Here is an 18,638-nt window from a genome sequence, read left to right as displayed (position 1 = left end):
TGGACTGAAGGCCTGATGAACTGGATACAAGCATATATATAAAATAGGGCGTCATGCAGGCTATCCCTATTAAAGAGGAGGAAAAAACAGCAGTGGATGCAATATTGTTAGTTGGACATGGAAGTCGGGACCCGGAGGGGAATCAGGAACTGCTGGAATTTGCACAGGCAGTGGCAGACCGGGTACCGGATATGTGCGTGGAAACCTGTTTCTTGGAGTTGGCACGTCCCAGCATTGCTGATGGGATGCAAACATGTGTGGAGAAAGGTGCGACGCGTGTCGTTCTCATTCCGATTATCTTGTTCGCAGCGGTACATGCCAAAATTGATATTCCGATGGCTATTGATCGGGCAAAAGCAAAATATCCGCAGGTGGAATTTGTATATGGACGCCCGATTGGCGTTCACGAGAAAATCGTAAGCATTCTGCAAAGCCGCTTGAAAGAGGCCCGTCCGGTTGCAGTTCCAGCGGGAATGAATAGCGCTGTAGAGGCATTTGCCGAGGTATCCGACGAAGAAACGGCGGTACTTGTGTTAGGACGCGGAAGTAGCGATCCAGATGCGAACAGTGACTTTTTCAAAATCACCCGTATGCTGTGGGAACAGCTTTCTTATACGTGGGTAGAGAGCAGCTTTATCGGTGTGACGCAGCCTTCTTTTCCCGATGGATTGGAGCGTTGTGTACGACTGGGGGCCAAAAAGATTATCGTGCTTCCCTATTTTCTGTTCACGGGTGTGCTGATTAAGCGCATCGGAGAAATGACCCAGGAATTTGCCGAGGCTCACCCTACATTACAAGTGGAAATGGGAGGATATTTTGGTTTCCATCCTCAACTGATTGAACTGGTGCTGGAGCGAGCTAAGGAAGGCTTGTTCGGCAAGGTTACGGCCAATTGTGATAACTGCCAGTTCCGTCTGGAGGCGCAGGAGCACCACCATCATCACCACGACCATGACCATGACCACCATCACGATCATGAGCATCATCACCATCATCATGCACATGAGCACGATCATCATGATCACCATACACACAGCCACGATCACACTCATGAGCATGTCCATGCTCACAGCTATGATGACCATGATCACCATCACGAGCATTCACATACGCCATCTGTAGTGAATGGAAGCGGGCAGGTGAAGGGCTCATGATATTCATGCTATGTGGAACGAGCGATGCTCGGGAATTGGCGCTGCAAATCCGTGACAATGGCTTCAACGTATTGACCTCGGTCGTAACCGAAAGCGCGGCAGCCAGCTTGTCCGAAGCGGGACTAGACGTACGTACAGGCCGAATGACAGCCGATGAAATGAGTGCAATGATTCGGGAGCAGGGAATACAGGCGGTTGTTGATGCCAGTCATCCTTTTGCAGAAGAAGCACATGCGAATGCAATGACAGCCGCTCGCGAATCTGGAGTTCCTTATATTCGCTACGAGCGGGCGGGACTGGTGTATGACAATCATCCATTGCTCCACATCGTGTCTTCCTATGAAGAGGCCGCATTAGAAGCGAAGCAACTCAAAGGCTCTGTAATGCTTACGACAGGCAGTAAAACGCTCGGCACGTTCACCAAGCATTTACTCGGAGACCCGGAGATTCGTCTGGTTATACGCATGCTGCCGCGCTTGGACAATATGGAGAAATGCGGCGAACTGGGCATGGAGCAAAAGAATATTATTGCCATGCAGGGACCCTTTTCCCGCGAGATGAACGAAGCATTGTACAAGCACTATGGCACGACCGTGATGGTCACCAAGGAAAGCGGACGCACGGGAGCAGTGGATGAAAAGGTTCAATCTGCATTGGAGCTGGGGATTCACGTACTTTTGATTTCCAGGCCGGAAGTGGAATTTGGCACAGTATTTGATCATTTCGACGGAGTGATTGACGCTCTGCGTAAAGACAAAGAGGAGTCTGTGCTTTAAGACATAAGCCTATGAAGCTGGTCGGTCCAGTCAATCCGATGAATTTAGAACGATTTCTGGCGTGTATTTAAAATATAGTCATCTTAAAATGTGTAGTTTTTGTGTAGAGGTGTTTGTAACTCCTTAACATGAATGTCATTTTCCCTATATAAGACGAACTTGAAAAATGAACATAAAACGGAGTAGTCGGAATGGTGCTGTACAAGCGTAGTGGTCGCTTTTGTCCCCGGATTTCTACGCTGATCATAGGTTTTATTCAAGGAATCCGGGGGCGGTGGCGATGGGAAGCACCATCCGACTGCGTAGTGGAACAATAGTTAACTTTAATGTTCTAAGCTAATTTAATTTTCTAATTTTCCATAAGGGAGTGGTCGATACGATGGATTTTAAAACAGAATTCAAACCGCTAACGGTGCAGCCGCAGGAAATTGAAGGCAAAAGCTTCGAGATGATCACAGAAGAATTGGGAGAGCATCCTTTTACAGCAGAGCAATATCCCGTTGTACAGCGTGTCATTCATGCATCTGCTGATTTTGAGCTGGGCCGCAGCATGGTGTTTCATCCAAGGGCGATTGAAGCCGGGATTGCAGCTATTCGTGCAGGACAGCAGGTAGTGGCGGATGTGCAGATGATTCAAGCGGGGCTGAGCAAGGATCGTATCCGTCAATTTGGCGGGGATGTGCATGTGTACATATCTGACCCTGATGTCATGGAAGAAGCGAAAAGACTGAATACGACACGCGCCATTATTTCGATGCGCAAAGCGATTCAGGCGGGCGAAGGTGGTATCTATGCCATTGGTAATGCGCCGACAGCGTTGCTGGAGTTGATCCGTCTGGTAAAAGAAGGAGCGGCTAAACCCGGACTGGTGATTGGCATGCCCGTCGGTTTCGTATCGGCAGCAGAATCCAAGGACGAGCTGCGCAAGCTGGATATTCCGTTCATTACGAATATTGGACGCAAGGGCGGCAGTACAATTGTCGTAGCAGCATTGAATGCGATCTCCTTAATGGCTGTCCGCTAGATGCGGTTGTCCGTTTGCTGTATCATGAAATGAATTAGAACATGATCAGCAGAAGAGGTTAAGGAGGAATTGGCATGGAAAAGGAAGCGGCGTCCGCCAACAGGCCCAAACGGATGAAAAGCGGTGAAGCTCCCACGCCGGACAAGCCAATGCGGTCAGGCTTTACGACGGGAGCTTGTGCGGCTGCAGTGGCCAAAGGAGCGGTACAACTGCTCATCACGGGCATTCCACCGAAGGAAGCAGTGATATCGCTGCCCGCGGGATTCGATCATGCGTTTGAGCTGATCGAGCCTGTGTTGGACGCGGACGAAGCTTCCTGCACGACGATCAAGGACGGTGGCGATGACCCAGACGCCACGCATCAGGCGAAAATAATCGCCTCTGTTAGCTGGCGCGAGGAGCCGGGCATTGAGCTGGACGGTGGCATCGGCGTGGGGCGGGTAACGAAGCCCGGTCTGCCTGTGCCTGTCGGGGAAGCAGCGATTAATCCGGTGCCGCGACGGATGATTACGGAGGCTGTGACAGGCGTGCTTGAAGAGCACGGATCGGCCAAAGGTGTCCGTGTCGTCATCAGCGTACCGGACGGCGAAGAAATCGCCAAGAAAACGTTGAACGGACGACTTGGCATTCTTGGCGGTATTTCCATACTAGGCACGCGTGGTGTGGTCGTTCCGTTTTCCACGTCAGCTTATAAAGCCAGTGTCGTGCAGGCCATATCGGTTGCGCAAGCGATGAACTGCCAGGAAATAGTCCTGACCACAGGCGGCAGCAGTGAAAAATATGCCATGCAAATGTACGATCAGCTGACGGAAGAGGCCTTTATTCAGATGGGGGATTTTGTCGGCTTTGCCATTAAGCATGGGAAACGGCTGGGAATGAAAAAGATTATTCTCGTCGGTATGCCTGGCAAGCTGTCGAAGGTAGCTCAAGGTGTCATGATGGTTCACTCCAAGAGTGCTCCGGTGGACTTTGGCTTTTTGGCTGAGGTCGCGCGTGAAGCAGGTGTGGATGAGTCGCTTGCAGCGGCAGTGGCAGAGGCGAATACAGCTACGCAGGTGGCAGATATGATGACCGAAGCGAATGCGCTGAGCTTTTTTGAAAAGTTGTGTACCTATGGATGTCAGCATTGTCTGGACCATGCAGGTGGTGGAATTGTCGTGGAAATGGTACTGGTAACGATGAAAGGGAACGTGCTGGGGAGGGCGAGAGTCGGTGAGTAGAGTGATTCGTGTCATTGGTATCGGTGAAAATGGAGCGGCAGGTCTGTCGCAGGAGACGCTGGAGCACATTGAGAGTGCCGACCTGCTGGTTGGTGGAGAACGCCAGCTAGCCTTTTTCAAGGCATTCGCAGGGGAAAAACGAACATTAAAGAGCGGCTTATCTGCCGTGGTAGAAGAATTGGGACGGTTGCGCAAGGACAAGGATATTGTCGTGCTTGCGTCAGGCGATCCGCTTTTTTTTGGAATTGCAGGTTATTTGTCCGCCAAGCTGGGGGCTGAACATTTGGATATTTTGCCGCATCTCAGCTCGGTTCAGCTGGCGTTTGCGCGTCTCGGTGAAAGCTGGCAGGATGCGGTGCTGGAAAGCGTACATGGCCGTCCGATGACCGGATTGGCGCAGCGGATCGATGGACAGAACAAGGTCGCGCTGCTGACGGACGACCGCAATCATCCCGCCGCAGTCGCTGCCTATCTACTGCATTATGGCATGACGGAATATGATGCCTTTGTCGGCGAGCATTTGGGCGGACCGGATGAGGCGTATCAGCATTATACGTTGGATGAGATGGCGCAGAGAACGTTCCAACCACTGAATGTGGTGATTTTGCGCCGCCGTAAGGGAGAAGATGTGCCTGCAATTCGTCGGGGATTTGGCTTCGAGGATGCGGAATTTCACCAGCGCAAGCCGGAAAAAGGACTGATCACGAAGCGTGAAGTACGCGTATTCAGCTTGTCCGAGCTGCGTCTGACCGAACGAAGCATCGTATGGGATATCGGCGCAGGTTCCGGCTCTGTAGCGGTGGAATGTGCGCGGCTAGCCAAGTATGGGCAAGTATTTGCCATTGAGAAGAACGAAGGCGATCTGGCTAATGTGGAAGCGAACAAAATCAAATTCCGCACCGATTTCCCGGTTATTCATGCCAAAGCGCCTGCCGGACTGGAAGATCTGCCAGACCCGGATGCGGTGTTTATCGGTGGGAGCGGGGGAGAATTGGCCGAGCTGATTCGTCTGTGCGCTTCCCGTCTGCGTAACGATGGACGAATTGTAGTGAATGCTGCAACGATTGAGACGCTGCATGATGGGATGAAGGCGATGCAAGCAGCAGGACTCGATACTTCAGTGACGTTACTGCAAACAGCACGCAGCAAGCCGATTTTGAATATGACTCGTTTTGACGGACTCAATCCGATATATGTTATTACAGGGCAGCCGTCGGTGGACGTGGCTGACGAAGTAGCAGGGGAGTAAGCTGGTAATTCAAGAGGGGGAGAGAGACAGCATGAATACGGCGGCAACAGGAACACTTTACGGCGTAGGTGTGGGGCCGGGTGATCCCGAGCTGATTACGGTCAAGGCGTATCGCATGATTCAGGAATGTGCAGTTGTGGCTTATCCGAAGAAACGCCGGGGAGGTAAGTCGTATGCTCACGAAATCGTGGAGTTGTACGTCAACCCGGAGGAAAAGGAGATGCTGGGACTCATTTTTCCAATGACCAAGGACCCGGTTGTACTGGAGCGTGAGTGGAACAAAACGGTGGTTGCTTGCTGGGAGGCACTGAGCCAAGGCAAGGATGTAGCCTTTGTCACAGAGGGAGACCCTAATCTGTACAGTACCTTTATTCATTTGGCACGGCTCATGAAGGATCTCCATCCTGAGGTGCCGATTGTATCTATTCCGGGCATTTCGTCTGTGTTGGGAGCGGCGGCAGCGCTGGAATTGCCTTTGGCAGACGGAGATCAGCAGGTCGGTATTATTCCGGCTACGGATGATCGGGAAGCGATGAAGCGGGCGATTGAGAATCACGATACGGTCGTGTTTATCAAGGTTGCCAAGGTGCTGGATTTGATTTTGGATGTGCTGGATGAACTCCATCTTGGGGACCGTGCATCAGTCATTACCAAGGTCACTTCTCCTTATGAAATGGTATGGCGCGACGCACGTGAGCTGCGCGGACAGGAGCTTGAATATTTGAGTTTAATGGTGGTGAGCAAATGACGTTGGAGCCCAAAGTGTATATCGTAGGAGCAGGTCCCGGCGACCCGGAGCTGATTACTGTCAAAGGCTCCCGGATTCTACGCACGGCCGATGTGGTATTGTACACGGATTCACTCGTGAACGACGAGCTGATTGCCACGGCCAAGCCAGAGGCGCAGGTACTGCAAAGCTCAGGCATGGATTTGGAGCGGCAGGTCGAGATTATGAGCGAGGCTGTGCAGGCTGGACGCAGTGTAGCTCGCGTACATACAGGTGATCCGGCAGTGTACGGAGCCATTTTGGAGCAGATGGTGTTGCTGAAGCAGCGCGGAGTAGCATACGAAATCGTACCAGGCGTCAGCTCGGTCTTTGCTTCTGCGGCCGTGCTGGGTGCAGAGCTAACTGTGCCTGACCTGACGCAGACGGTCATTCTGACGCGTGCCGAAGGCCGTACACCTGTACCGGATCGGGAAAAGCTGCGTGACTTGGCATCCCATCACTGTACAGTGGCACTGTTCCTCAGCGCAACGCTGGCAAAGAAGGTGGTCGTTGAGTTTTTGGCAGCAGGCTGGAGTGAGGACACGCCTGTAGCGGTTGTGCAGCGCGCGACCTGGCCGGATCAAAAGATCGTGCGCACGACGCTTGCTCAATTACCCGCCGATTTGCGTGCTGCAGGCATAACGATGCATGCCATGATTTTGGCAGGCTGGGCGCTCGATCCGGGACTGGTGGACAAGGACGCGCATCGTTCCAAGCTGTACGATAAGTCATTCACCCATGGCTACCGGAAGGGAGTGAAGCCCGGTGAGTAATCCATTTGCCGCTGTGGCAATCACGAAGCATGGAGTGGAAATGGTCCGCAATTTGGGAGCCAGCTTTCCGGGTACGGATGTGTATTACATGTCCAAATTTGAGCGTGGCGACGAGCAGGAGCGTGGCATTCAATTGTTCGAAGGCTCGGTCAAGCTGATTTTGCCGGATTTATTTAAACAATATAACGGTATTATTTTATTTATATCTCTCGGTGCAGTGGTTCGTATGATTGCACCAATTTTGGTGGATAAAAAGGTAGACCCGGCGGTAGTTGTCATTGATGATCGTGGCGAGCATGTCATTAGCGTATTGTCTGGCCATTTGGGTGGCGCCAATGAATTGACCCGCCATGTAGCGGCTGTACTAGGCGCACGTGCTGTAATCACGACTGCATCGGACGTGCAGGGCACGATCCCGGTGGACATGTTTGGTCGGGAATTGGGTTGGGTGGTCGATAGCTTCGACAAGGCCACTCCTGTGAGCGCTGCTGTTGTGAACGAGGAGCCTGTTGCGCTCATACAAGAGACAGGCGAACGGAACTGGTGGCGTTATGACAAGCCTTTACCTGGACATATCAAGGTATATGCTTCGACGGCAGAAGCATTGCAAGAACCGTTTAACGCCGCATTGGTCGTGAGTGACCGTTTATTGGAGCCGGAGGAAGAGGAGCAGCTTCTTTCTAATGGCGTGCTGTACCGTCCGAAAAGCTTGGTGCTCGGCATTGGCTGCAACCGTGGGACTGCATTGGAGGAGCTGGAGGCGGGTGTGCTGGACACCTTGCAAGAGCTGTGTTTGTCCGTGAAAAGCGTACGGAATATTGCCACTATTGATCTGAAAAAGGACGAAGAGGGCTTACTTGCCCTTTGCGCCAAATACGGTTGGGAACTGGTGACGTATACTCCGTCAGAGCTGAATACGGTGCAGCTTCCCAATCCATCGGAAACCGTCTTCAAATACACTGGTGCATACGGGGTCAGCGAACCTTCAGCCTTGTTGTCTTCTGGTGCAGACCATTGGCTGCTGGAGAAGAAAAAAAGCGGCAATATGACGTTGTCTGTAGCGCGGGTTTCCTATGACTAACGTCATGAAGCGGGCTGTACAGTCTGATCCGTCTGCCGCTACGCGCAGAAGCCGTATTGTTGTTGCTGGCACGGGCAGCGGCGCAGGCAAAACGACCGTTACCCTCGGGCTGATGAAGGCGTTCGCCGACGGCGGCCTGCGAGTGCAGGGTTTTAAATGCGGGCCGGATTATATTGATCCCACCTATCATACTGCCGCGACCGGGACCTCTTCCCGTAATCTGGATTCATGGATGACCTCACCGGATACGGTACGTGAAACCTTTATCCGTGCTTCCGAAGGCGCGGATATTTCCGTGATTGAAGGCGTCATGGGGCTGTATGACGGCAAGGATCCGCTCAGCAACACCGGCTCGACCGCTGAGATCGCCATGCTGACGGACAGCCCTGTATTGCTGGTGGTCGACGTGCGCAGTATGGCACGAAGCGCCGCCGCTATTGTGCTCGGCTTTCAGCGCTTGGAGCCCAAGCTGCGCATTGTGGGCGTAATTGTGAATCGCTGCGGTAGCCAAGGGCACTATGGCATCGTCAAAAAGGCGATTGAGCAGGAGTGCGGCATCCCCGTGCTCGGCTGGTTAAAGCGTGATGACGGGCTGGATATTCCCGAGCGTCATCTGGGTTTAGTACCCGCTGTGGAACGCGGCGAGCTGGAGCCGCTTTTCCAACGGGCGGCAGAGCTGATCCGCGCGGGTACGGATCTGGATGCACTGCGGGCATTGGCGGATTCGGCTCCGCCGTTGTCTCTGCCAGCACAACCGTTGTTTCCCCCGGATTGGCTTTCATCAGCAGTGCATGAAGCTGATACCGGGGAACGTCCCGTCATCGCCGTCGCCAGAGATGCGGCGTTCAATTTTTACTACCCGGAAAATATGGAATTGCTACGTCAGGCGGGAGCAGAGATTGTCTATTTCAGTCCTCTGGCGGGAGAACGCATACCTAAGCAGGCAAGCGGCCTATACCTGGGCGGCGGTTTTCCCGAAGAGTTTGCCGCAGATATCGCTGCAAATACGGGCTTTTTGGAAGATATCCGCAATGCGGTGAGCCGGGATATGCCAGTATTCGCCGAATGCGGCGGTTATATGGTACTGGCACGGACGCTTACGGATCGTATGGGTAATGCCTATCACATGGCCGGGGTTATTCCGTCGGACGTCCGCATGCAGGAGAAACGGGCTGCACTGGGATACCGGGAAGCAACCGCTTTGCAGGATTGCTTGCTGCTGGAGGCTGGAGAGACCATTCGGGGACATGAATTTCATTATTCTGTCATGCACTATGATGAATCATCCGCTCCCTACTCCTACGCCTATCAAACCAAGGGGATACGTGGTCTCCAGAGCGAGGGCTATGCGAAAGGGAACCTTTTGGCAGCCTACACGCATGTTCATCTCGCTTCTCTTCCCAAGGCGGCAGCACGCTGGGTGGAACAATGCCGGGCTTACGGTCAATAGGTTTGCAAACGAGTCCAATACTTCATATAAACGAAAAAAAGCCGAGTCCCCTAAAGGGTCCGGCTTTTCTAAATTCAATAGATTTAAACCTTACATAGTATGGAAGCGTATACATTACTCTTTTGGTGATTCGCTTACATGAGCTTTTTCAGCTGGGAAATCCTTCCCTGACTCACGCCAAGCATGGAGGCGAGTTGTTTTTGTGAAGATGCTGGATGTTCTTCCATAAGCTCTCTCATTTTCTCCAAAATAACGTCTGTGCGCTGATAAATTTTTTTCATATGCATATTTTGCTTAAGTGGGGGTGAATGGGTTTCAGTCGCTGTGACCGGAACTAAATCTTCCGTTTTCATCGAGGCTGCACATTCATCGCAGATAAACTGATCTTTAAAGTAGGTGTTGGTATCAACCGCACCGCAAAATATACAGTTGGTTGATTTGTACTTACGGAGCATGAGTGTCTGGTCTTCAATAAAAAACTCTAATGGATCGCCGATGTCAATCTCCATCGTCATGCGCAACTCTTTAGGAAGCACAATTCGCCCCAAGCTGTCCAAGGGCCGGGTCATTCCAGTCCTTTTCATTCATGCAACCTCCCCGGTTTTTTAAGATTTATAGAATGTATAAGGTTTGAGGCAATTCTTATCAATTCTATAACCGCAAGCATAAATTCTTACAAAAAGCGGCCCTTCATTGTTAATCAAGCATGGACGCACTTTTTTTCTTACGAGTATACCATAAACAGGCCGAATCGCCATCGTTCAGATTTATAAATTTTGAATAAGTTTTAATAAGTTTATTCCGAGCGAACATATATGCTATAATCGTCTGCTAAAGGATTTAATAGGCTGTCTGTAGAATTATTTATATATGCCGTAGCTCGGACAATGATGGCGGTGTTATGGGAAATGGATAAGGGCCAAACGGAATTTTTTGAGCGTTTTGACCCCACAAACAAGAATAAATGACACGGGCCCCGCCTTTAAAGTCCTTATATACAAGTCAGGCAAGGAGGATTTATCATGGAAAAAAGAAAAGCATTGTTGTTAGGAGATTATTCGTATCCGGAGTTTCACCCGCTGCAAGGGGTGGACGAAGAGATTAGCCATATTTTACAGGATTGGATGACGGTACAGTGCAGTGAGAATCGTAAAATGCTGCTTAAGGAAAATCTAACCTCATTTGATCTATGTATCTCGTACTGCGATAGCCGCAAGGAGGTTCTGTCACCTCAACAAACAGCAGGATTGCTGTCTTATGTTAGCGGCGGGGGTGGATTGCTTGTGCTGCATAACGGAATCACATTGCAAGGACGGTATGAAATTGCACAGTTAATGGGGGCACGTTTCTTGCGACACCCGGCTGCGGGTCCACTTTCCTTCAAAGTAACGGAGCCGGATCATCCGATTATGGAAGGAATCGAGCCGTTCGAGATGCAAGAGGAGCCGTATCGTTTTGATTTTGATCCTTTCACTGAAAAAACACTACTGATGGAATATGAACACGAAGGCCAGTGGTGGCCGGCGGCATGGTCACTGTCCTATGGCTTGGGTCGGGTCGTCTATTTGATGCCTGGACATAATCAGCCAAGCTTCCAACACGAGGGATACCGCAAGCTGCTGCTTCAGGCTGCCAAGTGGGCTGGACGCTTTCCAGGTTAAACATAGATCATTCCATTCATTGAGGAAGGGGAGCTGCGAACTTTATGCGGCTCCCCTTTTCAGGTTATACTATAGGTAATCACAGGTAGGGGAGGATATATTATGAGCGATTTGTTCAAAAAAGCCATCTCATTGGGGTGGGGCCTCACCGTTGTCAGCAAAGAAAAGGTGGAGAAAGCCGTCGAGGATCTTGTAAACCGGGGAGAACTTGCGCCTTCGGAATCCAAAGCGCTGGTCGATCGTCTGATCGAACGAGGGGCAGAGGAACAGGGACAATTCAAAACAGTGATCCGCGAACAGGTTAGCCGCATTTTGCAGGAGCTGGAAGTACCTACCGAAAATGATGTTACAAGTTTGGAGCAACGTGTGGCATTGTTGGAAAAACAGGTAGCGGAGCTGGAAAAAGAAAAGGCGGCGCTTACGGGTTCGAGCGACACTGAAGAAGCGAACCGGCTGGATTAAAATGGCGGTTCGTATGAAGCACGCCGGTCGTTACCGGGAAATTGCCATGGCGCTGGCGCGTCATGGCTTTGGCTATATGGTGGAAGAAATGGGACTGTTCCAGCTGCTGTCATTGCCTCGCAAGTGGCTGACGAGAGAAGCTCCCGAGTCCAAAACGCTAGGTGAACGGATTCGACTTGTGCTGGAGGATCTGGGGCCTGCATTCATCAAGCTTGGACAGTTGGCAAGCACACGTGCTGACCTGCTGCCGGAGCCTATTATCCGTGAGCTGGTTAAGCTTCAGGATCAGGTACCGCCGTTTTCATCTGAAACGGCGCGTGGCATTCTGGAGCAAGAGCTGGACACGTCATTAGAGGACATATTGGTTCGTTTTGACGATGTTCCGCTGGCCGCTGCTTCGATCGGGCAAGTGCATCTGGGCAAGCTGCACAGCGGCGAAATGGTCGCCATTAAAATCCAGCGTCCTGGCGTTAATCGCATCATTCGGCGAGATTTGGACATTTTGCGGGAACTGACCGCTATGGCAGCCAAGCGCTGGGAGTGGGTAGAGCGGTATCAGCTTCGCCAGATGGTAGAGGAGCTGGGGAGATCGCTCATTCAGGAGCTGGATTACAACCATGAAGCCCGTAACACAGAGAAGATTGCGCTCCAATTTGAGCAGGACCCACATATCTATATTCCGAAAATATACTGGGATCATACCTCTTCCCGTATACTGACTATGGAGTTTCTAGACGGAACTCACTTGGGTAGTCGTGAAGAGCTATTACGCCGTGGATATAACTTGAAAGAACTGGCGCAGCGGCTGGTGAACAGCATGCTGCATCAAATTTTTATAGAGGGATTTTTTCATGCCGATCCCCATCCGGGGAATTTACTTGTTCTGAAAAATGGCAGTCTCGCTTATTTGGACTTTGGCATGACGGGAAGGTTGAGCGAAGAGATGAAGAATCATCTCGCTTCCCTCATTATTGCCCTGATGCGCAAAAATACCGATGCCATGGTTCGGTCTATCGAACGTTTGGGTCTGGTCGAACCGGACACCGACCTGAATGCGCTGCGTGCCGATCTGGACAAGATACGCGAAGATTACTCAGACGTTCCTTTCTCACAGGTCAGTATTGGTGATGCTTTGAACGACCTATTTGGCGCAGCGCAGCGCCATCGGATTGGTTTGCCGTCGGACGTCCTGTTGCTAGGCAAGGCGTTGCTGACACTGGAGGGGGTCGTGGAGCATCTGGACCCCGATCTTAGTATTATCGCTTTGGCTGAGCCCTTTGGTAACAAGCTGTTGAAGGAACGCTTCAGCGGTCGTCGTATCCGAGGCAAGCTGCTGGGTGGTGCGACTGAGCTGGTGGAGACGCTGATGGAACTGCCAGGACATGCGAGGCACTTGGCCTCGATTATCAGCAAGGGCAAGCTTAAGCTGGAGGTTACTGTGCCGGAGCTGGAAATGCTTCTGCGCAGGCTGGATCAGATCAGCAACCGTCTGTCATTCAGTATCGTGCTGTTAGCGTTCAGCATTATTATGGTCGGACTGATTATCGGTTCATCGCTGAATCATCAGGCGACCATGCTGTGGAATGTACCTGCCATTGAAATCGGCTTTGTTGTCGCTCTCTTAATGGTTGCCTTTTTACTATATTCCATTTTTAAATCGGGAAGATTCTAGATACTGACCAGAAAGGAAAACTTATGGATACACATAAGATGAATAATCTCCAAATTGCAGATGTGCCATGGCACCGCCTGACTACTCCTTATGGTAGGGGCACGAAGTTGCCACAATTGATATCCAACGGGGAGTACGCAGCAATTGCTGATCTGATAGAGCATCAAGGCACATTGTGGCAGGTTACGCCATGGGTGTTACTTTTCTTATTGCGTAATATGCATATGAGAAATTCGGATGATATCACGCGGAGTGAGTTGGAACTGTACCATGCGGTTGTTGGAGCATTGGACATGGAAAATGCACAAGAGGATTCACAGAAGTCTGTGGAATCTCTAACCATGCTGCTGGACGAAAAATATCTATGGCCAGCAGACAGCGATCCAGAAGAAGATGAACTGGAGTGGGAAGAGGAAGAAGCACGCGGTTATGATCCGGTAGCTTTTTGGAGTTATTATGACTATAGTTATCGATTATTGAAGCAAGCACTACCTGACTTTGAAAGCTTACTCCAGCAGCATGCGGACTCTGAGATTGCTGAATCCCTATCGGAGCTTGTACAGAAATTGCGAAAATTTTAATTATAAGAAAACGAATAAGATGAGCTATGACAGGAAACTAATCTTTTGCTAAGGAGTGATTTTAGTGGCAAAAAAATTAACTGATATACATCGAATACGTCTCTTAAATCTCCTTCGTGATATTGGGTTTGAACCATCAAAAGTTACTATAGAAAATAAACAGGGGGAAACTGAGGTTATTGATTTAGAGTCCCCGTTACCGAAAGGGTTGCAAGCTGTTTTAAATTCCCGAGGCAGCCTAAGTAAGGAGCAATTACTTGAGATCGAAGAGAGTGTTAAACAATCCAGAGAGGATTGGGATTAGATGGGGTATTTATTTGATACGAATGCAGCTATTGCCCTTCATAGACTTGACTCATCTTTGGATAGAGTAATACGACAAGCTGAGAAAGACAAAGAGAATATTTTCTTTTCTGTTATAACTCAGTCCGAGTTTATAGCCGGGTTGCCCACTGATACTGACTTAGATTCAATACCTTTTCTTGGCGGGGAATTTATCGCAGTTAATTCAGACATCGCAATTAAAGCGGGGCGTATCAGAAGAGAACAAAAAGATAAGTTTGCAAGAAAGCTCAAGACTCCAGATGCATTGATTCTTGCGACAGCTATTATAAACCAATTGGTACTGGTTACGGCGGATCAAGATCTACAGTTCGCGGAGTCTGAGTATGAAGTTAAGGTGATAAACTTTAGCAGGTTAGAATCTTAGAAATTGCGAAAATTTTAATTATAAGAAAACGAATAAGATGAAGATAATGATCGATATTTCAAGGAAATAGATGATTTCTTTCTGTAAACAGCCTTTTAACTCATTCGTCTCTGCGAATTCCTTACGTTATAATGATGGACTGAATGTAACGGACCGGGTTCGTTTGAGAGAGACGAGCTGAATGATAGGAGAGCCTTGGCGATTGGTCGCTGGACGGAGACCCGAAACACACGGGGTGCGAGTCAACACGCTACTCTCCGTAAATATAGGAGGCTGGAACGAGACAGTATGAATCTTAGACAACAATGGTTCGGTAATATCCGGGCCGATATACTTGCGGGCATGACCGTGGCGCTAGCACTAATTCCCGAGGCGATTGCCTTCTCGATCATTGCGGGGGTCAATCCCATGGTCGGACTGTACGCCTCCATCTCGATGGCAATTGTCATCTCTTTTGCAGGTGGACGTCCGGCGATGATCTCGGCAGCGACCGGGGCCGTAGCTGTACTGGTCGTTGGCCTGGTGAAGGATCATGGCGTGGAGTATCTGTTTGCAGCTACCATTTTGGCAGGAATCATTCAAGTGCTGCTGGGTGTTTTGAAAATAGGTCGCTTTATCAGCTTTATTTCGCAGCCAGTTATGACCGGATTTGTGAATGCGCTGGCGATCCTCGTCTTTATGGCGCAACTCACCCACTTTCATGGAGCTAATTGGATCATGTACGCGATGGTAGCGGGGACGCTGCTCATTGTGTATATTTTACCGAGATTTGTGAAAAGCATTCCTGCTCCATTGACGGCAATCATCATCATGACGATCATTACGTATGTATTTGGATTAAATGTGAAAACGGTAGGAGATATCGGTACGCTAACCAGCTCGCTGCCTTCATTCCATTTGCCGCAAATTGAGTGGTCGTGGCATACTTTGCGGATTTTGTTGCCGTATTCCTTTACGATGGCACTGGTTGGACTGCTGGAATCGCTGCTGACAGCCAGTATTTTGGATGAAATGACTGAAACGAAGAGCAATAAAAACCGGGAAGCCCGCGGGCAAGGGATTGCCAACTTTGTAAATGGCTTTTTTGGTGGTATGGGTGGTTGTGCCATGATCGGACAATCCGTCATTAATGTCAGCTCAGGTGGAAGAGGGCGTTTGTCCACTTTTACGGCTGGGGTATTCTTGGCCTTTCTGCTGCTCGTGCTTGGCGGGGTTGTAAAGGAAGTGCCAATGGGTGCATTGGTAGGAGTCATGTTTATGGTGTGTATCGGAACCGTAGACTGGAAATCGCTCCGAAACATTGCCAAGGTACCTAAGGCGGACACGTTTATTATGGTGGTCACGGTGATCATTGTGGTGGCTACGCATGATTTGTCCAAGGGCGTGATCGTAGGCGTACTGCTGAGTGCTCTGCATTTTGGCTGGAAAATGGCTAAAATTCGCATCAGCGCAACGGAGAACAACGACGAAAAGGTGTACCATGTCAGGGGTCCGATGTTTTTTGCTTCAACGACTCATTTTGTCGATCATTTCGAACCTTCGGATGATCCAGAACGTGTCGTGGTGGACTTCAGTCATTCTCATATTTGGGATCACTCCGCAGTTACTGCCATCGGCAAGGTGTTGCAAAAGTATACGAAATCCGGCAAATCCATCACCCTGCGGGGATTAAATGAGGAGAGCCGTTTAATTGTAGAGAAGCTCGGCGGCCCTCTTGTTACCGAGCCGCTCGTATGATGAATGGTATAGCATAAATCAAAGCTTGAAATGAAATTTATTCATTTCAAGCTTTTTTTATTTATTTCTGAAATAAAACAACACTTTTCTTCCTGAATCATAGATAAATATGACAAATTTTCATCAAAGTATTGACGTAATAATTGGGCAGGAATACAATCATTGTTATTAAGTAGAGCAAATACATAGGAATAATTGAAAATCGAAAGGTATACACATATGAACTTAGACTGGGAGTTTATTGTAGAGAGCTTGCCGTTATATGGAGAAGCTATGTGGTTGACGTTGAAGATCGCCTTCTTTGCTATTCTATTTTCATTAGTCGTCGGTTTGCTGTGCAGCACAGTACTGTATTACAAGGTAAGGGGAATTAGCGGCATCGTTGTTGCCTATATTGAGCTTTCCCGAAATACGCCGCTGCTTGTACAGTTATATTTTCTGTATTACGGGTTTACGAAAATAGGTCTGCATATGAGCGAAATGACGTGTGCCATTGTGGGCATGACCTTTTTGGGCGGGGGTTATATGGCTGAGGCGTTCCGTGGGGGAATGGAAGCAGTGAGTAAAACCCAGACGGAATCCGGGCTGAGTCTCGGACTGTCCAAGATACAACTGGCGAGATATGTTATTTTGCCACAGGCTTTTGCCATCAGTGTTCCGTCTCTGGGAGCGAATGCGATTTTTTTGCTCAAGGAGACTTCCATTGTTGGCGCCATTGCTTTATTAGATCTGATGAATGTGGCAAAAGACCTGATCGGCATGTACTACAAAACAACAGAATCGCTAATTCTGCTGGTATTGGCATATCTCGTTCTGCTTTTACCTTTGTCGATACTGCTGACATGGGTGGAAAGGAAGGTGAGATATGCTGAATTCGGGGATTAATGTGCTCTTTGAAGGTTCCAATTTCGAGCGTCTATTAGGGGGATTACTCGTTACGCTGGAGATTGCGTTACTTTCCATTATTATCGGTACTCTACTAGGCATTTTGATGGGGTTGCTGCGCACCTTAAAATCAAGACCGATTCGGTTTGTGCTGAAATTATATTTGGAGACATTCCGCATTATTCCAATTCTGGTGTGGTTGTATGTTGTATATTTTGGATTTACTCCTTTGTTGAATGTGAATATCAGCGGGGAATTGACAGCAATTATCGTATTCAGCCTGTGGGGAGCGGCCGAGATTGGTGACATCGTTCGTGGTGCATTGGAATCACTGCCCAAGCATCAGGTGGAATCCGGGCAGGCATTGGGACTGACATATGGACAGTTATACCGCCATGTGCTCATTCCCCAGGCGGTGCGCCGAATGCTTCCCGGTTCTATTAATCTGGCGACACGGATGATCAAGACCACTTCATTAGTGGTGCTGATCGGTGTAGTGGAAGTGGTCAAGGTCGGGCAGCAGATTATTGAGCTTGGTGTAATCAAGGCGCCCTCGGCATCCTTCTGGGTGTACGGCTTTATTTTCATATTGTATTTTCTCGTATGCTATCCGTTATCCAGACTTTCCAAAAGATTTGAACGCAGATGGCAAAATTAGCAGGATGGGGTGGATGTCATGGGAGAGGCTGTGGAGGTTTTACTCGAAATTCGAGGGCTGCACAAAAGCTTCGAAGACCGAAAAGTACTGCAACAGATTAATCTGGACGTAACGAAAGGGGAAGTCGTGGTCGTTCTCGGTCCTTCGGGATGTGGAAAAAGCACGCTCCTCCGATGTCTCAATGGTCTGGAGCCGGTCCAGAGTGGAGATATCCGTTATAGAGGGCAGGACCTGACGGATAAGAAAGTGAATTGGCGTGAGGTGCGGCAGCATATCGGAATGGTGTTCCAGAACTACGAGCTGTTTCCACATATGACGGTCTTAGAAAATATATTACTCGGCCCGCTTAAAGTTCAGCGGAGAAATAAGCAGGAGGCACTTGAGCAAGCGGAGCAGCTATTGGAGCGAGTGGGTCTGCTGGATCGCAAAGATGCGTATCCGAGGCAATTATCAGGTGGGCAAAAGCAACGGATTGCAATTGTGCGCGCCCTGTGTATGAACCCAGAAATTATGCTCTTTGATGAAGTCACCGCATCCTTGGACCCGGAAATGGTCAGAGAGGTACTGGATGTCATGCGAGAGCTGGCACAGCAGGGCATGACCATGATTATCGTGACGCATGAAATGGGATTTGCCAAGTCGGTAGGGGATCGTATCGTTTTTATGGATCAAGGACAGATATGCGAAATGACTACGCCACAGCAATTTTTTACCCAACCGGAAACAGAGCGTGCCCAGCACTTTCTGGATATATTTCAGTACGAAACGATATAAACAGGG

The 18,638-nt window shown here is 49.6% G+C and carries 20 protein-coding genes; 19 read left to right on the top strand and 1 reads right to left on the bottom strand.

Annotation, left to right across the window (positions count from 1 at the left end):
• Positions 1-92: 92 nt before the first annotated feature.
• From MHI21_RS23815 to MHI21_RS23775, 9 genes are all read left to right on the top strand, one after another.
• Complete coding sequence (locus MHI21_RS23815; protein WP_342419022.1) at positions 93-1,154, top strand: sirohydrochlorin chelatase; 1,062 nt, start codon at positions 93-95, stop codon at positions 1,152-1,154.
• Positions 1,151-1,930, top strand: coding sequence for a precorrin-6A reductase (cobK, locus tag MHI21_RS23810; RefSeq protein ID WP_342419021.1), 780 nt, complete (start codon positions 1,151-1,153; stop codon positions 1,928-1,930). Before MHI21_RS23815 ends, cobK begins: the two co-directional genes overlap by 4 nt.
• Positions 1,931-2,309: 379 nt before the next feature.
• Entirely contained in the window at positions 2,310-2,954 is a 645-nt protein-coding gene (locus MHI21_RS23805) for a precorrin-8X methylmutase (RefSeq protein WP_342419020.1), read from the top strand.
• Between the two features lie 74 nt (positions 2,955-3,028).
• A complete protein-coding gene (locus MHI21_RS23800) occupies positions 3,029-4,174 on the top strand; it encodes a cobalt-precorrin-5B (C(1))-methyltransferase (RefSeq protein WP_342419019.1) in 1,146 nt (381 codons plus the stop codon).
• Positions 4,167-5,423 carry a precorrin-6y C5,15-methyltransferase (decarboxylating) subunit CbiE gene (gene cbiE / locus MHI21_RS23795; RefSeq protein WP_341162862.1) on the top strand — a complete coding sequence of 419 codons (1,257 nt, stop codon included), beginning with the start codon at positions 4,167-4,169 and terminating at the stop codon, positions 5,421-5,423. The genes MHI21_RS23800 and cbiE overlap by 8 nt, the downstream gene beginning before the upstream one ends.
• A gap of 31 nt (positions 5,424-5,454) precedes the next feature.
• Positions 5,455-6,171 (top strand): precorrin-2 C(20)-methyltransferase, encoded by a 717-nt coding sequence (gene cobI, locus MHI21_RS23790; RefSeq protein WP_039271654.1) that lies wholly within the window; start codon positions 5,455-5,457, stop codon positions 6,169-6,171.
• Positions 6,168-6,962 (top strand): precorrin-4 C(11)-methyltransferase, encoded by a 795-nt coding sequence (cobM, locus tag MHI21_RS23785; protein ID WP_013373518.1) that lies wholly within the window; start codon positions 6,168-6,170, stop codon positions 6,960-6,962. Before cobI ends, cobM begins: the two co-directional genes overlap by 4 nt.
• Positions 6,955-8,043, top strand: a complete 1,089-nt coding sequence (locus MHI21_RS23780; protein ID WP_342419018.1) for a cobalamin biosynthesis protein — start codon at positions 6,955-6,957, stop codon at positions 8,041-8,043. The genes cobM and MHI21_RS23780 overlap by 8 nt, the downstream gene beginning before the upstream one ends.
• A complete protein-coding gene (locus MHI21_RS23775; RefSeq protein ID WP_342419017.1) occupies positions 8,036-9,493 on the top strand; it encodes a cobyrinate a,c-diamide synthase in 1,458 nt (485 codons plus the stop codon). The genes MHI21_RS23780 and MHI21_RS23775 overlap by 8 nt, the downstream gene beginning before the upstream one ends.
• Before the next feature lie 134 nt (positions 9,494-9,627).
• On the opposite strand, the gene MHI21_RS23770 is transcribed toward MHI21_RS23775, so the two are convergent.
• Positions 9,628-10,077: an AbrB/MazE/SpoVT family DNA-binding domain-containing protein gene (locus MHI21_RS23770; protein WP_025721620.1), complete on the bottom strand. Its 450-nt coding sequence runs from the start codon at positions 10,075-10,077 to the stop codon at positions 9,628-9,630.
• 438 nt (positions 10,078-10,515) lie between these two features.
• Here MHI21_RS23770 and MHI21_RS23765 point away from each other — a divergent pair, with 438 nt between their 5' ends.
• The 10 genes from MHI21_RS23765 (at position 10,516) to MHI21_RS23720 (ending at position 18,632) form a co-directional block, all read left to right on the top strand.
• Complete coding sequence (locus tag MHI21_RS23765) at positions 10,516-11,154, top strand: ThuA domain-containing protein (protein ID WP_039271649.1); 639 nt, start codon at positions 10,516-10,518, stop codon at positions 11,152-11,154.
• 102 nt (positions 11,155-11,256) lie between these two features.
• On the top strand, positions 11,257-11,616 hold the full coding sequence (locus tag MHI21_RS23760) for a phasin family protein (RefSeq protein ID WP_342419016.1): 360 nt from the start codon (positions 11,257-11,259) through the stop codon (positions 11,614-11,616).
• Position 11,617: 1 nt separating this feature from the next.
• Complete coding sequence (locus MHI21_RS23755) at positions 11,618-13,288, top strand: AarF/ABC1/UbiB kinase family protein (RefSeq protein ID WP_342419015.1); 1,671 nt, start codon at positions 11,618-11,620, stop codon at positions 13,286-13,288.
• Between the two features lie 23 nt (positions 13,289-13,311).
• A complete protein-coding gene (locus tag MHI21_RS23750) occupies positions 13,312-13,869 on the top strand; it encodes a hypothetical protein (RefSeq protein ID WP_341162865.1) in 558 nt (185 codons plus the stop codon).
• Positions 13,870-13,933: 64 nt separating this feature from the next.
• Complete coding sequence (locus tag MHI21_RS23745) at positions 13,934-14,173, top strand: hypothetical protein (RefSeq protein ID WP_226002551.1); 240 nt, start codon at positions 13,934-13,936, stop codon at positions 14,171-14,173.
• Complete coding sequence (locus tag MHI21_RS23740; protein WP_250260217.1) at positions 14,174-14,578, top strand: PIN domain-containing protein; 405 nt, start codon at positions 14,174-14,176, stop codon at positions 14,576-14,578.
• 288 nt (positions 14,579-14,866) lie between these two features.
• Positions 14,867-16,315: a SulP family inorganic anion transporter gene (locus tag MHI21_RS23735; RefSeq protein ID WP_039271645.1), complete on the top strand. Its 1,449-nt coding sequence runs from the start codon at positions 14,867-14,869 to the stop codon at positions 16,313-16,315.
• Between the two features lie 219 nt (positions 16,316-16,534).
• Positions 16,535-17,200: an amino acid ABC transporter permease gene (locus MHI21_RS23730; RefSeq protein ID WP_039271644.1), complete on the top strand. Its 666-nt coding sequence runs from the start codon at positions 16,535-16,537 to the stop codon at positions 17,198-17,200.
• Positions 17,181-17,858 carry an amino acid ABC transporter permease gene (locus MHI21_RS23725; protein ID WP_013312399.1) on the top strand — a complete coding sequence of 226 codons (678 nt, stop codon included), beginning with the start codon at positions 17,181-17,183 and terminating at the stop codon, positions 17,856-17,858. The genes MHI21_RS23730 and MHI21_RS23725 overlap by 20 nt, the downstream gene beginning before the upstream one ends.
• An 18-nt stretch (positions 17,859-17,876) precedes the next feature.
• Positions 17,877-18,632 carry an amino acid ABC transporter ATP-binding protein gene (locus MHI21_RS23720; protein ID WP_029518574.1) on the top strand — a complete coding sequence of 252 codons (756 nt, stop codon included), beginning with the start codon at positions 17,877-17,879 and terminating at the stop codon, positions 18,630-18,632.
• Positions 18,633-18,638: the final 6 nt, after the last annotated feature.

The sequence above is a fragment of the Paenibacillus sp. FSL H8-0168 genome (genome assembly GCF_038592955.1).
Lineage (GTDB): Bacteria > Bacillota > Bacilli > Paenibacillales > Paenibacillaceae > Paenibacillus > Paenibacillus polymyxa_B.
The sequence above is the reverse complement of the archived record's forward strand: the minus strand, read 5'-3'. Positions and strand labels throughout refer to the sequence as shown.

Bases quoted from the DNA above. Each gene is read 5' to 3' on its own strand.
- cobK (WP_342419021.1), top strand. From the start codon at position 1,151: ATGATATTCATGCTATGTGGAACGAGCGATGCTCGGGAATTGGCGCTG.
- MHI21_RS23805 (WP_342419020.1), top strand. From the start codon at position 2,310: ATGGATTTTAAAACAGAATTCAAACCGCTAACGGTGCAGCCGCAGGAA.
- MHI21_RS23800 (WP_342419019.1), top strand. From the start codon at position 3,029: ATGGAAAAGGAAGCGGCGTCCGCCAACAGGCCCAAACGGATGAAAAGC.
- cobI (WP_039271654.1), top strand. From the start codon at position 5,455: ATGAATACGGCGGCAACAGGAACACTTTACGGCGTAGGTGTGGGGCCG.
- cobM (WP_013373518.1), top strand. From the start codon at position 6,168: ATGACGTTGGAGCCCAAAGTGTATATCGTAGGAGCAGGTCCCGGCGAC.
- MHI21_RS23775 (WP_342419017.1), top strand. From the start codon at position 8,036: ATGACTAACGTCATGAAGCGGGCTGTACAGTCTGATCCGTCTGCCGCT.
- MHI21_RS23770 (WP_025721620.1), bottom strand. From the start codon at position 10,077: ATGAAAAGGACTGGAATGACCCGGCCCTTGGACAGCTTGGGGCGAATT.
- MHI21_RS23765 (WP_039271649.1), top strand. From the start codon at position 10,516: ATGGAAAAAAGAAAAGCATTGTTGTTAGGAGATTATTCGTATCCGGAG.
- MHI21_RS23760 (WP_342419016.1), top strand. From the start codon at position 11,257: ATGAGCGATTTGTTCAAAAAAGCCATCTCATTGGGGTGGGGCCTCACC.
- MHI21_RS23755 (WP_342419015.1), top strand. From the start codon at position 11,618: ATGGCGGTTCGTATGAAGCACGCCGGTCGTTACCGGGAAATTGCCATG.
- MHI21_RS23750 (WP_341162865.1), top strand. From the start codon at position 13,312: ATGGATACACATAAGATGAATAATCTCCAAATTGCAGATGTGCCATGG.
- MHI21_RS23740 (WP_250260217.1), top strand. From the start codon at position 14,174: ATGGGGTATTTATTTGATACGAATGCAGCTATTGCCCTTCATAGACTT.
- MHI21_RS23735 (WP_039271645.1), top strand. From the start codon at position 14,867: ATGAATCTTAGACAACAATGGTTCGGTAATATCCGGGCCGATATACTT.
- MHI21_RS23730 (WP_039271644.1), top strand. From the start codon at position 16,535: ATGAACTTAGACTGGGAGTTTATTGTAGAGAGCTTGCCGTTATATGGA.
- MHI21_RS23725 (WP_013312399.1), top strand. From the start codon at position 17,181: ATGCTGAATTCGGGGATTAATGTGCTCTTTGAAGGTTCCAATTTCGAG.
- MHI21_RS23720 (WP_029518574.1), top strand. From the start codon at position 17,877: ATGGGAGAGGCTGTGGAGGTTTTACTCGAAATTCGAGGGCTGCACAAA.